This window comes from Enterococcus sp. FSL R5-0957, from assembly GCF_038008005.1.
Taxonomy (GTDB): domain Bacteria; phylum Bacillota; class Bacilli; order Lactobacillales; family Enterococcaceae; genus Enterococcus_B; species Enterococcus_B faecium.
In genome coordinates this window covers 419,599-435,940 of sequence record NZ_JBBOYG010000001.1, presented here as the reverse complement: position 1 = coordinate 435,940, position 16,342 = coordinate 419,599, and the positions used below count along the sequence as shown (strand labels likewise).

At 39.1% G+C, this 16,342-nt stretch carries 10 protein-coding genes and 1 pseudogene; 5 read left to right on the top strand and 6 right to left on the bottom strand.

Annotated elements, in window-relative coordinates:
- Positions 1–88: 88 nt before the first annotated feature.
- Positions 89–532: a GNAT family N-acetyltransferase gene (locus MKX69_RS02085; RefSeq protein WP_002286361.1), complete on the bottom strand. Its 444-nt coding sequence runs from the start codon at positions 530–532 to the stop codon at positions 89–91.
- Positions 533–547: 15 nt separating this feature from the next.
- Positions 548–1,707, bottom strand: a pseudogene (locus MKX69_RS02080) (class C sortase).
- 629 nt (positions 1,708–2,336) lie between these two features.
- Here MKX69_RS02080 and MKX69_RS02075 point away from each other — a divergent pair.
- A complete protein-coding gene (locus MKX69_RS02075) occupies positions 2,337–4,037 on the top strand; it encodes a hypothetical protein (protein ID WP_002376521.1) in 1,701 nt (566 codons plus the stop codon).
- Positions 4,038–4,138: 101 nt separating this feature from the next.
- Here MKX69_RS02075 and MKX69_RS02070 read toward each other — a convergent pair whose 3' ends face one another.
- Positions 4,139–4,972 carry an endonuclease/exonuclease/phosphatase family protein gene (locus tag MKX69_RS02070; RefSeq protein ID WP_002319551.1) on the bottom strand — a complete coding sequence of 278 codons (834 nt, stop codon included), beginning with the start codon at positions 4,970–4,972 and terminating at the stop codon, positions 4,139–4,141.
- A 549-nt stretch (positions 4,973–5,521) separates the two neighbouring features.
- Positions 5,522–7,687, bottom strand: coding sequence for a PTS transporter subunit IIBC (locus tag MKX69_RS02065; protein WP_002319550.1), 2,166 nt, complete (start codon positions 7,685–7,687; stop codon positions 5,522–5,524).
- A 259-nt stretch (positions 7,688–7,946) separates the two neighbouring features.
- On the opposite strand from MKX69_RS02065, the gene MKX69_RS02060 reads away from it, so the two are divergent.
- Genes MKX69_RS02060 through MKX69_RS02045 form a run of 4 tightly spaced genes read left to right on the top strand, consistent with a single transcriptional unit; the run spans position 7,947 to position 12,940 of the window.
- The gene (locus MKX69_RS02060) at positions 7,947–10,241 is read left to right on the top strand and encodes a glycoside hydrolase family 65 protein (protein ID WP_002319549.1); all 2,295 of its coding nucleotides are present in this window, start codon (positions 7,947–7,949) and stop codon (positions 10,239–10,241) included.
- Complete coding sequence (gene pgmB, locus MKX69_RS02055; protein ID WP_002307916.1) at positions 10,234–10,899, top strand: beta-phosphoglucomutase; 666 nt, start codon at positions 10,234–10,236, stop codon at positions 10,897–10,899. The genes MKX69_RS02060 and pgmB overlap by 8 nt, the downstream gene beginning before the upstream one ends.
- Entirely contained in the window at positions 10,892–11,899 is a 1,008-nt protein-coding gene (locus MKX69_RS02050; protein ID WP_114634966.1) for an aldose epimerase family protein, read from the top strand. The genes pgmB and MKX69_RS02050 overlap by 8 nt, the downstream gene beginning before the upstream one ends.
- Positions 11,900–11,920: 21 nt before the next feature.
- Positions 11,921–12,940 carry a LacI family DNA-binding transcriptional regulator gene (locus MKX69_RS02045; protein WP_341008578.1) on the top strand — a complete coding sequence of 340 codons (1,020 nt, stop codon included), beginning with the start codon at positions 11,921–11,923 and terminating at the stop codon, positions 12,938–12,940.
- A gap of 280 nt (positions 12,941–13,220) precedes the next feature.
- On the opposite strand, the gene nhaC is transcribed toward MKX69_RS02045, so the two are convergent.
- Both nhaC and tyrP read right to left on the bottom strand, forming a co-directional pair.
- Positions 13,221–14,588 (bottom strand): Na+/H+ antiporter NhaC, encoded by a 1,368-nt coding sequence (nhaC, locus tag MKX69_RS02040; RefSeq protein ID WP_002286385.1) that lies wholly within the window; start codon positions 14,586–14,588, stop codon positions 13,221–13,223.
- A 108-nt stretch (positions 14,589–14,696) separates the two neighbouring features.
- On the bottom strand, positions 14,697–16,094 hold the full coding sequence (tyrP, locus tag MKX69_RS02035) for a tyrosine-tyramine antiporter (RefSeq protein WP_002316652.1): 1,398 nt from the start codon (positions 16,092–16,094) through the stop codon (positions 14,697–14,699).
- Positions 16,095–16,342: the final 248 nt, after the last annotated feature.

Genomic DNA, 16,342 nt, shown 5'->3' with positions numbered 1-16,342 from the left:
ATTCACACAGTTAAATTAGTGACTTCAAAATGAAATAATGCTCCCAGCCTAATTTTTTGCTGGGAGCATTATTTCGTTATTCTGTTCATCAAAAATCAGCGTTTTGATTCCATTTCATCACAAGTTCCTCCTCATTTACTGCTTCATCTTTTTGCTGTGTTTGAATTGTAAAACCTTGTGAAAGATAGAAATGAATAGCTGATTGATTTTTTTGATAGACTGTCAAAGTCAGTGTTTTATTGGTTTCTTTTATTTTTTTCATTAGTTGCGTACCGATTCTTTGTTGCCGGTATTCCCTTTTCACAAAGATTCCTGCGATAAACTGATCAATCACCCCAGCAAAACCAATAATTTCTTGATCTATTTCTGCTAAGTAAATCACTGCATCTGGTAAAGCTTTCCTAACAGATTCTACTTGATTCTCCCAATAAGTTGATGGAATGAATTCATGAGAATCCAAGTTAGCATGCAGCCAAATCGATAGAACAGATTCCAGTTCTTTGGCAGACAATTTTGTTGTTGTGCGGATCATTTTTTCTCTCCTTACTTATTCATTGATTTTAAAATAAAAACCATTTTTTGAAGCTCTTTTACAAGTTTTCGCCCCTCAAAAAAGTATATCTTCTCTTGTTTTACTTTTCTAATACCAAAAGAAACAGCAACTTTAGGATCATCAGCTGAAACGATTCGATAAGTCCCACCAGGCAATTGATCCAGCTTGACTTTCCCATGATGGTCGCTTTGTACTGAAAACGGCACACCATTTCTAGTAAGTATTTTTTTCTTATGTTTCAAAATGAATGAACTACCATTTACCGGTTTCCCTGACGAATCACTAATAATAAATGAAAAATCAAGCACTTTTTTACTTAATCTATACTGATAGATTAGTCGTCCGATAAACACTAACAGTATGACTACAGCTATTATCGTTCCTGCAAGAATAAACCATTGCCTCATGGTTCTTTCCTGATTTCCTTTTCCTTCTTCTTTTTTTACCGATTCGTTATAAGGAATCCGATGTCCTGTCACTAGCAAACGATGCGTGTTGATCATATACGGCGTACATGTAAGCAAGGTAACTAAGTCTTCTCCTTCTGCAATCGTTAGAACAGACGTGTCATCTGGCAGTACCACTTGTATATTTTTAACTTGATAAGCCAATTTCTCCCCCAAAACAGTCAAAATAAACGTGTCTCCGTTTTCTAAACGATCTAATTCGGTAAATAACCGTCGATTAGGTAAACCGCTGTGAGCAGAGATCACTGAATGCGTCGAATTTCCACCAAGCGGGAAAGAGGTTCCTTGCAAGACGCCTGCTCCATTTTCAAGGATCCTACCATTGAGCCGATCATAAAGTGAAATATTTAATTGGATCTTAGGTATATTGATACTTCCGATCAGCCATTCCTCTAATTGGCTGGATGTTGTACTTTCATTTCTGTTCTTTTCATTGAAAGGATCAGTACCAGGATTGAATCCTTGGTCAGTTAATCGTTGGTTTTTCTCCTCCATTTTCTTTCGCTGCACTTCAATTTCAGCTGCGGTCCGTTTTTGTACTTGTTCGATACGTTTTTGATCAATAAAACTATTTAAAGAATCCACATAAAATGGATATAAAGCGATCAGTAACCCTACGACGATACATATTAATAAAAACAAACGAAACAAAAGTCGACGAGACTGTTTTTGCTTACTCTGCTTCACATGTGTCCTCCCTTGCAAGTTTTTTTGTTCTTTCTTTTATTATATGGGTTCAGGAAAAAAATAGAAAATGAAAGCCGATGAGGTTGTGAAAAAGCTGTCCTGCATCAAGTAATAAGTACAGCCAAAAAAAATAGCTACTCATATTTTTTGTTTGGTTGGGCTTATTACCGCAGATGCAAGCTTTTGAACACCGTTTAAGGAAGAGGTTGTGAAAACTGCGTTATGCTTTGAGTAATAAGAGCGCTAGTCAGAAAATAGCTTCTCATATTTTCTAGGCTAGTGAGCTTATTACCGAGAAGCAGCTGATTGAACACCATTTAAGGAAGAGGTTGTGAAAACTGTGTTATGTTTTGAATAATAAGAGCGCTAGTCAGAAAATAGCTTTTCATATTTTCTAGGCTAGTGAGCTTATTACCGAGAAGCAGCTGATTGAACACCGTTTACCGAGAGGTCATGAAAAAGCTACTTTGTTTCGAGTATTAAGAAAAATTCTGTTTCAAAACAAGGAGATGCAACAAAACTTATGTCGCATCCTCTCTCCTTAGAACTTTCACTTATGTTTTTCTTGTAAAATTCATAAATATTTTCATGAATTTTCTAATTTCTTGCCTACCTCTCGCATAGGATATATGATGAATTTATCTAAAGTTTGCAAAGGAGTTCGACAATTGAAAAAATATGGCCCATTTTTAGCAATTTTTTTCATTGCTTTGGCATTTCTCATGCCTCATTTATTCACACATAAACTAATTTTGGGTGCTGATGCCCCATTCCATTACAATCGGTTCTATGATGCCGCGCAACAAATTAAATATGGGGATTTCCATTATTTTCCTTCCCTTTATGGATTCCAGCAAAGTGGCAGGATCGTGAATGCCGTTTACGGCCCATTTTTCGCTTATTTACAAGGATTGATCGTGTTGCTTGCAGGTAGCTGGTTTCATTATCAGATTCTTTCAAATTTCATTCTTTATCTTATTTCAGGATTTTCTATGCTGATTTTACTGAGATATGTCAATATTCGAAATTGGGTAAGTGTACCAGTAGCCGTTTTATTCATGAGTACGTATTCTATTCAATACTGGTCTATCAACCAAGGATTCACTAGCTGGGGGACTTGTTTTTATCCTTTATGTATGATCCCTATTGCTGATTTCGTCCTTCATAAAAAGTTCCCTGTTATCAAAGTCGCTGTCTCAGTGGGACTTATGACACAGATCCATTTACTGTCTTCGATCATGTTAGCTTTGATGTATATCCCTTTTTATCTTTATTACTTTTTTAACCAGACTGAAAAAGGAAAAGCACTGCTTCAACTGATTAAGTCGGTCTTGCTTTATTTTGTTCTGACAGCAAATATTTGGGCAGGATTAGCTATTGTTTACAGTGGGAATAAGATTCTTCCTCCCTTTGTTAACAGAGAAATGAGTCAAAAGGCGATAGATCTGGATGGCAGTTATTGGCTCCATTACCCTAAGGCCTTTCCTATATTGATATTATCAGGTTTTTTGCTTTTTATTTTCTTTCAACAAAAGAACACCTTATTCCAAAAAATCGTGTTGTACACAAGTCTTGTTTTCTTTTTTCTTTCTACTAGCTTGATTCCATGGACGACATTGATCGAAAAAAATGTGCCTTTTATTAGTTTGATCCAGTTTCCATTTCGATTTTTCGTGCCATTTACGCTATTGCTTCTACTTTACCTTGCCCTTTCACTGAACCAGTGGTCTGAACAAAAGTGGTTCCGTCTTTTAAGTATATTTGGCATTCTTATTTTTTCAGCACAGACGATCCAGAACTTATACCAGCATCTGGAAAAGTGGGAAAATGAAACATTTGTCAGTCGACATACTTATCTATTCGATACGCCGGAAGAAGCAAGGAAAACATTCTTCAGCAAAGATATGTCTACCAGCTTGTTCGTTTTCCAAAAAACCACACCTGACTATCTGCCAATCTATAAGGAGACAAAAGACAATAAATACGACCGGTATAACGAAGAAATACTAGAAAACGAAACAACTTTTATAAAAACACATCCAGGCGGTCTTCTGACAATCAAGTGGAAAAACACTGGGGACAAAACTGTTCATATCCCTGTTATCGTCTACGATCGGACTGTGCTACAGCAAAATGGAAAAACATTGACTGATTATGAAGTAACAGATATCGGGACCCCAATCGTGAAGCAGCAAAAAGGAATCAACGAGCTCACGCTTCATTATCAAACGCCAATCTATTTCTATTTCATTCTTTCTCTTACTTTGATTGGCTGGTTTACCTTGCTATGTTTATTTATTTATCATAGATACAAGCTTTTACGTGCTTAGGCAAAAGGGATAAATACATCCGATCAAAAAACTCTCCAAACGGTATAATCGTTTGGAGAGTTTTATTTTAATCAGTTTTTTTATGTTATATGTTATATTTTTTATTCGTTCACATCTAATTCGATTTCCACCCCGTAGTGATCACTGATGATTGGACTATCGATCCCATCAAAAATCCGTTGATATTTTTTAACCTGCATTCCTTCAGGGACGAAAATAAAATCTATACGCAATTTTTCTGTATTTTGTTCCCAACCATCGATTTTCTTTTCCACAGTAGCTGCTTTTCCTTTTTCATTCGCGACAACATACGAATCTTGAAGAAGAAGGCAACTTTCTCTTACAGTATAATAACCTTGAGAGTCTACTGGATTATTGAAATCACCTAGGAAAAAAAGTGGTACGCGAGTTTCCAAAAAGTAGTTTTCCAAGTTTTTCCACTCAAAATAAAAGCCACTTTTTTTATCTGTCCACCAAGAAAAGTGGCAGCTCGAGACAAAAATGTCCTGATCATCTATCTTTGTTTTCCCAATCAAGATCTTGCGTGTCTGATAATCTTCTTTCTTTTGAGATTGGGAGACGGTAAGGACCTGACTTTCCAATGTTTTTTTCGCAAGCAGTGCATTTCCTTCTTCATATTTATCATAACCGATGTGGCTCATTTCCCAACTCCAAAAATACTCTTTTCCGTGTTCCTTTAAAAGCTGAACTAAACGGTAGGCAAAATTATCTTTACGGATAGGTACTTGATTCTTTACCGGACAGAACTTCATTAGCTTCGCAGGTTCTACTTCTTCAGATTCCAGTAATTGGTTGATTTCTTGTAAAGCAATCACTTCATAATCTTCTAACAGGATCTTATCTGCTAATTCTTGCAATTTTTTCTCTGGTTCTGGCTCAAGCCAGCTATGCGTGTTGAGTGTCATGAATTTCATTGGTTTTCTCCTTGTCTTCATTTCGAAACAAAAGGGTTGTGACAAAATTTTTGTCACAACCTCTCCAGCAAATAGTGTTCTCCTGCTAACTCCTCAGTAATAAGCTCAATGGACCAGGAGCTATTTTTTGTTTGGCTGTTTTTATCACTTGGTGCAGGGCAGCTTTTTCACGACCTCTCCACTAAACAGTATTCAAACTGCTGCTTCTCGGTAATAAGCTCACTAGCCTAGAAAATATGAAAAGCTATTTTCTGACTAGCGCTCTTATTACTCAATGCATAACGCAGTTTTCACAACCTCTTCCTTAAACGGTGTTCAAAAGCTTGCATCTGCGGTAATAAGCCCAACCAAACGAAAAATAGGAGGAGCTATTTTTGTTTGGCTGTTCTTATTACTTGATGCAGGACAGCTTTTTCACAACCTCTCGATAAATGGTGTTCAATCAGCTGACCTTCGGTATTAGTTCAAAAAACGGCAAAATACGAGGAGCTGTTTTTTCGTTTTGTTTCTCTAATACTCAGGTCAGGGCAATGATTTCACAACCTCACCTTACATTTTAATGGAGCCGATCACTTTACCAGCTGTCACTGTACCTAATTGCTTGATCACTACTTCTTCTACTTTATCGTTTGTAAATACGATCATGATCGTTGGATCTTTTTCTTCGTTTTGGATCACATCAAGATCCATCTCAGCTAATTTCGTTCCTGTTCCTACTTCTTGGCCTTCTTTGACAGCAATCTCAAAAGCTGGCTGATTCATTTGGACTGTATCGATTCCCATATGGATCAAAACTTCGATACCATCTTTCGTCTCCAGCCCAATTGCATGTTTGCTTGGGAAAATACTTGTCACTTTTCCAGCGATCGGCGCAACAACTTCTCTTGATGTTGGAATAACAGCAAAGCCGTCACCCATCATTTTTTGTGAGAATACCGGATCTTTTACTTCAGATAAAGGAATCACTTCTCCAGAAGCTGCGGAAACTAGTTCTTGTTCTATACCTAAGTATTGCTTACTATCTGCTTGTCTATTTCCTGTAGAAACCATTTCTGGCTCTGGAATCTCTGCTCCTGATTGCAGCAGATCTTCGATATCTGATTTCAAGACATCTGCTTTTGGTCCATAAACTGCTTGGACTCCATTGTCTTTGACGATCAATCCCATCGCCCCTGCTCGTTTCCAGGCTTCTTCAGTCCCTACTTTTTCTCGATCATTTACACTTACGCGTAACCGAGTCATACAAGCATCGACATCTTTGATATTTTCTTTTCCTCCCAGCAAATGAATGATCTGGACCACTTGCTGATCTGCTGTTCCTGTTCCGCTGTTAGATACAACGGTTTCTTCACTGTCATTGTCGTAATTTCCGTTACGTCCCGGTGTAGCAAAGTTGAATTTTTTGATCAAGAAATTTGCTAAGAAATACGTAACAACACCAAAAGCGATCACACACAACACGAAGTTGATAAGATCTCCACCTAAACCCGCTTTGATAGCTAACGGTGTCCGAGTCAGCAATTCGATATTCCCAAATGAATGGACCCGCAATGGCAAGATATCTGCCATCGCAAATGCAGCCCCTTGGATCACTGAATAAATGACATATAATGGCACAGCAGCAAACATAAACATGAACTCCAATGGTTCTGTTACACCTGTTAGAAAGACAGCCAACGCTGCTGAAAAATACATTGATTTATATCTTGCTTTCTTATCAGGATCGACATTACGATACATCGCAAAAGCCATTCCCATCAAGATACCTGAAGAACCAATCATTTGTCCTACTTTGAAACGAGCCGGCGTCCAGTTATGCAACACAAACTCATATTGCGACATATCCCCTGCACCTTTAAGATTCACTAAATCAGTGGCCCAAGCCAACCATAACGGATCTTGCCCAAATACTTGTGTCCCCGCCTGTGCGCCTGATAAAATCTCATACGATCCGCCAAGCTGTGTATAGTTGATAGGAATCGTCAGCATATGATGCAATCCAAATGGCAATAGTAAACGTTCTAATGTTCCAAATAAAAACGGTGCTAGAATCGGTGCGCTTTCTTGTGATTCTGCGATCCATAAACCAAAATTATTGATTCCAGCCTGTACGTTTGGCCACACCACAGCAAGAATCAATGCCACGATTGTTGACCATAAGATAACAACAAACGGAACAAAGCGCTTTCCATTAAAAAATGACAAAGCATCCGGCAATTTTCTATAATTATAGTACTTATTATAAGCCATTGCCCCGACAAATCCAGCGATGATCCCTACGAATACTCCCATATTCAAAGCTGGTGCTTCCAATACACTTGTAAAAAATCCTTTAACCATGATCTTCGTACCGAACAGAGTGTGGGTAAATGCATCTTCATTCGCAAGCATGTCACTTGTGACACCAAAGATAGCCCCAGTGATCCGATTGATCAAAATAAATGAGATCCCAGCTGCAAATGCTCCGCCTGCTCTTTCTTTTGCCCAACTTCCTCCTATTGCTAAAGCAAATAAAATATGAAGATTACCAATAATTGCCCAACCAATATTTTCAATTACTCCGCCCGTTGTGACAAGCGGCGTCCAATCAGGATTGATCAAGGGAATTGATTTTCCTATACTGATCATCAACCCAGCTGCCGGCATAACTGCTACCACAACCATTAAAGCCTTTCCAAATTTTTGCCAAAACTCAAAACTAAATATCTTTTTCATTCCGTTTAGCTCCTTTACGCAATCGATTTCGTTAAACGTATTATAGCGTGCGTTTTCTTTTTTGTAAATGCTTTATTTTTTATTTTTCTGTCTATACCATTCTATAAAACCTATAATGCGTGTGTTTCCTTCTATAATTTTCTCCTAAAAATTTATTTTTTTATGCTTTTTTCTATGAAATATTTTCTTTTGTCTATTGACTTGTGCAATCGGTTGCGTTTATTATGAACGTATAAAACAGCTCATTAGGAGGAGAAAAATGAAACAGATCAAACGACTATTTGCTATTGATCCATGGAAAATCAGCACGACACAATTAGATAAAAAAAATCTTCGACTGCAAGAATCTTTAACAAGTATTGGGAACGGTTATATGGGGATGCGCGGGAACTTTGAAGAAACTTACTCAGGGGACCACCATCAAGGTACTTATTTGGCGGGTGTCTGGTATCCCGATAAGACACGTGTCGGCTGGTGGAAAAATGGTTATCCAGAATACTTTGGAAAAGTGATCAACGCCTTGAACTTTATCGCGATAGATATTTCGATCAACGATCAGCTGATCGACTTGGCTTCTTTGGAACCAGAAGACTTTTACTGGGAATTAGATATGAAAAATGGTGTATTATCTCGTACATTCACAATCACTACTTCTACTAATAAAGTACGCATTTCCTTCGAACGTTTTCTGAGCATTGTCAAAAAAGAATCAGCTTATATCTATTTAACTATAGAAATGCTTGAAGGTAGCGGAACAGTCAAACTCGTATCAAAATTGGATGGAAATGTTCAAAACGAAGACAGCAACTATGATGAACATTTTTGGAATGAGATTGATTGTGGAACTATAGAAGAAATCGGCTATTTGACGACTAAAACTATTCCAAACAACTTTGGGATTGAACAATTTACTGTTACTGCAGCAATGCGCCATTTCGTTAATGGAAAATCAGTCATCCCTGACTATCACGAAGATACTTTAGCATTACATGGTTGCTTGTCTGCAGAATTATCTCAAGGTGAGACATGGTCAGTGGAAAAAGAAATTATCGTTCTTACTAGTAGAGATATTCCAGAAGCGCAGCAAGCAGAAAAAGCTGTCTCAGAATTAACGAACCAGACAAACAATTATATCCAAGCAAAAGAAGAGCAAACAGCGGCTTGGGCAGAACGATGGAAGCTTGCCGATGTGGTCATCGAAGGAGACGAAGAAGCACAACAAGGTATTCGATTCAATTTGTTCCAACTATTCTCTACTTACTACGGCGAAGATGAACGATTAAATATCGGCCCCAAAGGATTCACAGGAGAAAAATACGGCGGAGCCACTTACTGGGATACAGAAGCGTATGCTGTCCCTCTTTATCTTGCTTTAGCCAAACCTGAAGTAACTAAGAATCTGCTGAAATATCGGCATAATCAACTGCCGCAAGCAATCCACAACGCTCAGCAACAAGGATTAAAAGGCGCGCTTTATCCTATGGTCACCTTCACTGGTGTCGAATGCCATAACGAGTGGGAAATCACATTCGAGGAGATTCACCGAAATGGCGCGATTGCCTATGCAATCTACAATTATACGAATTACACCGGCGATACGGAATATTTGAAAAATGAAGGACTGGAAGTTTTAGCAGAAATCGCACGCTTCTGGGCAGACCGTGTCCATTTTTCAAAACGAGCAAATAAATACATGATCCACGGTGTGACCGGCCCAAACGAATATGAGAACAATATCAATAACAATTGGTATACAAATACGATCGCAGCTTGGGTCTTGCGTTACACGCGAGAAAATTATTTAACTTATCAAAAAGAAGCTGCTATCACTATCAGCGAAGAAGAACTAGCCAAATGGAAAGATATCGCAGAGAACATGTACTTCCCAGTTGACGAAGAATTAGGAATCTTTGTCCAGCATGACACATTCTTAGATAAAGATCTCATGCCTGTATCCGATATTCCCACAAGCGATCTTCCTCTGAATCAGCATTGGTCTTGGGACAAAATCCTTAGATCTTGCTTCATCAAGCAGGCAGATGTACTACAGGGGATTTATTTCTTCAATGATACTTTTACAAAAGAAGAAAAACAAAAAAACTTTGATTTCTATGAACCAATGACTGTCCATGAGTCTTCCCTTTCGCCAAGTATCCATTCGATTTTAGCAGCAGAATTAGGAATGGAAAGCAAAGCTGTAGAAATGTACCAGCGAACAGCTCGCTTGGATTTGGATAATTACAATAACGACACAGAAGACGGCTTGCACATCACTTCCATGACTGGTAGCTGGTTGTCGATCGTCCAAGGGTTTGCTCAAATGAAAACTGCCCATGATCAGTTGAGATTCGCACCATTTCTGCCAAAAACTTGGAAAGCTTATTCTTTCCATATCAATTATCGCGGACGTTTATTGTTCATCTCAGTCACAGATGAACAAGTTACTTTCGAGTTATTAGAAGGTTCTCCTCTAGAAATTTACGTCTATGAACAGTCTTATTCTTTAGCGGATCGTCTAGAAATAACGCTAAGAAAGGAGGAAGCAAATGTTTAAAGGGGTATTGTTTGATTTAGACGGTGTCATTACCGATACTGCTGAATTCCATTATCGTGCTTGGCGAAAGCTTGGTCAGGAAATCGGCATTACGATCGACCGCACATTCAACGAACAGCTAAAAGGTGTCAGCCGAGAAGACTCACTCTCTTTGCTTTTAGCTTATGGCGGAAAAGAACACTCTTTTTCAAAGGAAGAATTTGCAGAATTAGCGAAAAGAAAAAACGATTATTATTTAGAGATGATCCAGACGATCGAACCAAAAGATGTCTTCCCCGGGGTCGTGCCTTTACTGGATTCTTTAAAAGAAGAAAAAATCAAGATTGCTCTTGCTTCTGCAAGTAAAAATGGGCCTTTCCTACTTGAAAAAATGGGTCTTACACCTTACTTTGATGCTATTGCCGACCCGGCAGAAGCAACAAACGGAAAACCTGCGCCAGATATCTTCCTCCTTGCAGCAAAAGCTGTCGGACTAAAAGCAGAAGAATGTATCGGGATCGAAGACGCGCAAGCCGGTATCCAAGCCATCCTCTCAAGTGGTGCTCAACCAATTGGCGTGGGACGTGCTGAAGACCTTGGAGAGGAGATCCCGCTTGTCCCTGATACGACTTTTCTTACGATCGATTACTTGAAAGAAAAGTGGCATGACCATGGATAATCCAGAAATCTCCGTCGTACCAGTTCCAGAGACTGAAATAAAAAAAGTCACATTGAAGAACGACTACTTAGAAGTCGTTCTTCTCAATTACGGTGCCCGCCTGCACCAAATCTTCGCACCAGACAAAGAAGGAAAATCAGAAAATGTTTTATTGTCTTACGATCGTTTCGAAGATGTTCTAACAGACAAAAGCTTTTTTGGAGCAACTGTCGGACCTGTAGCCGGAAGGATCCGGGATGCTTCTTGGGGTGAGCATAGATTGGAGAAAAACTGCGGATCACACCATATCCACGGTGGCACGAAAGGCTGGTCTTTCCAATTTTGGGAAGTAGAAGTTTTCAAAACTCCTTCATCAATAGGCGTGGTCTTTTACTTAAAAGATGAATTTTCTACCTATCCAGGACCAATCACTGCTACGATCACTTACCGTTTGACAAAAAACGAGTTAGAGATGACGACCTCTGCCAGTAGCCTGGTCGAAACCATCTGCAATCCGACCAATCATGCCTACTTCAACCTTTCAGGAAATGGAAAAAGAGACATCTATGACCATCAGTTAACGGTCTTCTTAGATGGTATAATTGAATTAGATCAAGAAAAACTACCTACTGGAAATTGGACGAAAAAAGAAGACCTGCCCATCGACTTTAGAAAATCTCCAACACTGCAAGAAATCCTTGCTTGTTATCCAGCTGGACTAGATGATGTATTTCTTTTGCATCATCCTAGGCTTTCCAGAACTTCCTTACAATTATTCGAGAAGCATTCTGGTCGTCAAATGACTATAGCAACTTCCAATAAAAGTATGGTATTATTTTCTACGACTGGATTTGAAGCTGATTTCTCTGTCAACGGAAAACAGATGCATTCAAACTACGGATTAGCAATCGAACCGCAAGAAATCCCTGATATCGTTCATTTCCCCAACTTTGGATCGATCAACCTCCATCCTGGTCAAGAACGGATCAGTCAGACGATTTATCGGTTCTCTGCACAATAACAAGAGAAAGGTGTTTTTATCATGGCTATTACCGTAAAAGATGTGGCGAAAAAAGCCGGTGTTGCTACCTCGACCGTCTCTCGTGTTATCAATGATCATCCTAGTATTTCCGAAGCAACAAAGAAGAAAGTCCGAAAAATCATGGATGAACTAGGTTATGTTCCTAACATGACTGCCCGCAATCTAGGAAAACGCATTTCTAGTGCCATCGGCGTGATCTTACCCCCTCTTGATTCAAAAGAGCGGATTGGGAATCCCTTTTATCTTGAGATCATGGAAGCAATCAACGAAGAAGCTCGGAATTATGATATGACGACAGCGATTGCTACTGCTAAAAATTTTGATTTACTGTTAGAGAACGTCCAGCGTATGCATCTACAAAAACAAGTAGATGGTTTTATTCTAGTGTATTCAGATAGTCAAGACCCTGTCATTGATTATTTATACCAAAACCACATCCCTTTCACTTTGATCGGACAGCCTTATCATCACGAAAACGAAATCGTTTATGTAGATAATGACAACCAGCTTCTAGGCAAACAAGCAACAGAATTTTTGATCCAGAATGGACATAAGAATATCCTATTCGTGACGAATACGACTCATGAGAGTTTGTATTTCGAACGATATTTCGGTTATCAAAAAGCGATGATGATGGCTGATCTTCCTGCGTTTTCCAGTGTAGTACTGGAACATACAGAAGATTATCTGACCTTTGAGAAAACGTTGAAAGAAAACGAAGCCACAGCATTGGTAGTCATTGACGATATCTTCGCCCTTCGCACGATGCAGTTGGCACAAATGTATGGTTATGTCATTCCAGAGACACTTTCCGTCATTAGCTTCAACAACTCGATCTTCTCAACATTGATACATCCTTACCTTACAAGCATCGATATCGATATCTCCGAATTAGGACGTGTCGCTATGCAAAAACTGCGTGAACTGATCCATGAAGAATTAAGTAGCGGCGTACGCTTGGTCATCCCTCATCGCTTGATCAAAAGAGAGACAGTCGTTCCTTTAGAAAACCCATACTAAATAGCTGACTCACTAAATACGCTGACCATTTATTCTATGGTCAGCTTTTTATGTAAAAGAAGATACTACTTCTAACACATTGTTTATCTGTAAAAAAGAGCGTGGGACAAAAGTAAAGAACACTTTTGTCTCACGCTCTAAACACGTATAAACGGCGGAAGCAGAAGCAACTCCTTCGGAAATAAGCTGAAATTCACAAAAATTTAAAAAGCAATTTTCTTGAATTTCTTCTTATTTCTTGGAGTTAAACGCTTCTGTCCCAGCCTCTTTTTTCCTTCCTTCAATTTTTTACACGTCGACGATTCAATAAAAAACCGCCTAATATTGTAAAGACAGGTGCAAGAATCGAGAAAAAGGCGAATGGCAAGTAATGCAACGCGCTAACTTTCATCGTTCCCATAATGAATGTGCCGCTGACTCCCCACGGTACGAGAGAATTGACGGTCGCACCTGAATCCGCTAGTGTTCGTGTCAAATAGGTTTTTGATAAGCCAACGTCATCAAAAGAACGCTTGAATGTTTCTCCTGGAAGAATGATGGACAGATACTGTTCTCCAACGATCAGATTGATTCCGATACAGCTCAAGGCAGTAAACCCGACTAAACGAGAAGGTCGGTCCATCTTTTCTTTTAATTCTTGAACGATGGTATCAACGATCAGATATTTGATCAGTAACCCACCTAATGCCAATGCAAGTAAAATCAAACTAGCAGAACCTAACATACTCATGATCCCGCCTCGAGAAAGCAGTTCATCTAGCTTTGGATCAGGTGTATTTGCGACATAACCATTCATCAAGATGTCTGCTGCTTTTCCGACCGTCAAACTTTTCTCATGGATAAAAGAAAGAACGAGAGCAGCTGTTGATCCCGCTAGTAATGTAGGGATAGCCGGAATTTTTTTGATTGCCCCCCCAAATAAAATAACTAGTGGAATCAATGTCCAAGGAGAGATCCAAAAGCTCGCTTTCATGTTTTGGATCATTTCATTGATACTAGCTAGATCGGCTGAATGACTGTTATGTCCTAATATCGTATAAAAAATCAACGAAAGGACGAATGCTGGGAAATCTGTATAACGCATACCAGCGATATGTTCGAATAGATTAACTCCTCCAATACCCGCTGCCAAGTTGGTCGTATCTGATAAAGGCGAGCAGTTATTCCCTAAAAAGGCACCGGAAACGACTGCGCCTGTAGTCATTGCATCATTGAATCCAAGTAAATGACCGATCCCCAAAAAAGCAATTCCAATCGTCGAAATCGTTGTAAATGAACTGCCGACAGTCACTCCGACAATTGCACAAACAAGAAATGCTGTCGGTAAAAAGAAACGCACAGAAACAAGTTTAAATCCATAAACCATAATCGTAGGGATGGTTCCAGATAAAATCCATGAAGCAACTAAGACACCAATCAAAAGAAAAATCAGGATTGGAATGATCCCTGGAGTGATTCCTTTGATGATCCCGTCATGGATCTCATCCCATGTGAACTTTTTAAATCTGCCATAAAACAACAAACACATGAAAGCTGCAAGGATCGGGATATGTGGCGAGAGCTGGAATCCGATGATCAGTACTCCTAGGAGTGCCAACAACACGATCAATACAGCGATACTTTCTTTTAAAGAAATATTTTTATTCATCGTCGATCTCCTATTTCAAATGAAAAGGCCCTGCCATGAAAAAACTATTCACTTGGCAGGACCTCCTACTAAATCAGCGACAAAACGTCGGCTGAAAGACTTATTTTTTTATTTTTCTTCTAAACTTTTTTCTACCTCAATCCCCCAAGAATCTTTCTTGAAGTGATTGATGATCAATGGAATAACGAACATGACCACTGTGATAGCTGCTACTAATAATGCATCACTCAATGTCGCTGTACCTAATGTAGCAAATACGACAACGATGATAGAGAAGATCAGCATGCAGCTGACTACCCAAGCTAATCCGTTTCCGTTTTTACCAATTCGGTAAGGACGTTCGAATTCTGGATGTTTCTTACGCATTTTAAGCAATGAAACAGCAATCAAAATGTACACGATACAATAAATAACAGTTGTAGCATTTGTAAGTGTCAAGAATACAGCACTTACGTCATCCATTACACCATAAAGCAAAGCAAATAATGAAATAACGATTGATTGTGTTAGAACGACATTTCTAGATACGCCGTATTTGTTTTCTTTATGGAATCCGAATTTTGGTGGAAGGAATCCTTCACGAGCTACTTGGATGATTGTTTTTGATGGTCCAGTAACCCAAGCTGATAATTGTAAAAGCACACCAATAAATACCATGAAGCTGAAGATATTTCCGATCACTTCTGGTAAGCCTAGGATTTGACAGTCAATCAAGATAGGCTGCGTGATATTTGCTAATTCCATTTTTCCATCTGGTACGACATTTGCTACAAGCATCGCATTGATGACATTCAATAAAACTAATCCGATCAAAGCGATAAATACGCCTTTTGTATAATTTTTTGTTGCGTCTTTCAAACGAGGCATGTAAACAGAACTCATTTCGATCCCAACAAAAATAAATGTGATACCAGCTAAGTATTTCAATGAATCAATATGTTCCAAGTCAGGGAAAGCTTTTGACCATGAAAAGTCACCTAGATAGCCGTTTGAGACTAGTCCGACTTTGAAGGCTGCCAAAACACCTAAAACGAACATGATGACTACTGGGATATATACCCCTAGCCATACACCGATGTTCCCGCCGACTTTTGCCATATCGAATTTCAAGTTCAAGATCGTGATGATCCAGTAGATAACTAAAATACAACCTAAAACGAACCAGTGATTATTGCCAAGTTCTACATTACCAAATGTGTTTCCTAACAATGGTCCTAAAGTAGAAGCGACCATTACCATACCTGGGAACATTTGCACCCATAATAGCCATGCAACGACAAATCCCCATTTGCTGCCCAGTGCTGTTTTTACCCATAACTGAGGACCGCCTTCTTGAGGAAGCATCGTTGAAAGCTCACCGGAAACCATTGATATCGGACCGGCAAAAAACAAAACTGCAAAAATTGAATAAAAAATCAATGTCCAACCGACTGCGGCTAACGTAGGAATACTCCGAACCGTTGCACACAGTGCCATTGTCAGACCGATAAAGGTCCCAAGACCCATTTTACTTACTTCAGATTTACTCACCGTTGACACTCTCCTTGATTTTTTGGATAAAATAACGGTGTCTTTGAAGTAGTTTCAGCAATAAACGAAACAATTCAGCGAATATTTGAGGGGATTCTTTGAGTCTATTGCTTGAAGGGTTTCTTCAAAGACAACCTCAAAACAAAGGGATCGAAGAGCTTAGGTCTCCCCTTGCTCTTCAGATCCAAACATGCGTCAGAAACAGTTAGTATTCAAGCTGTTTT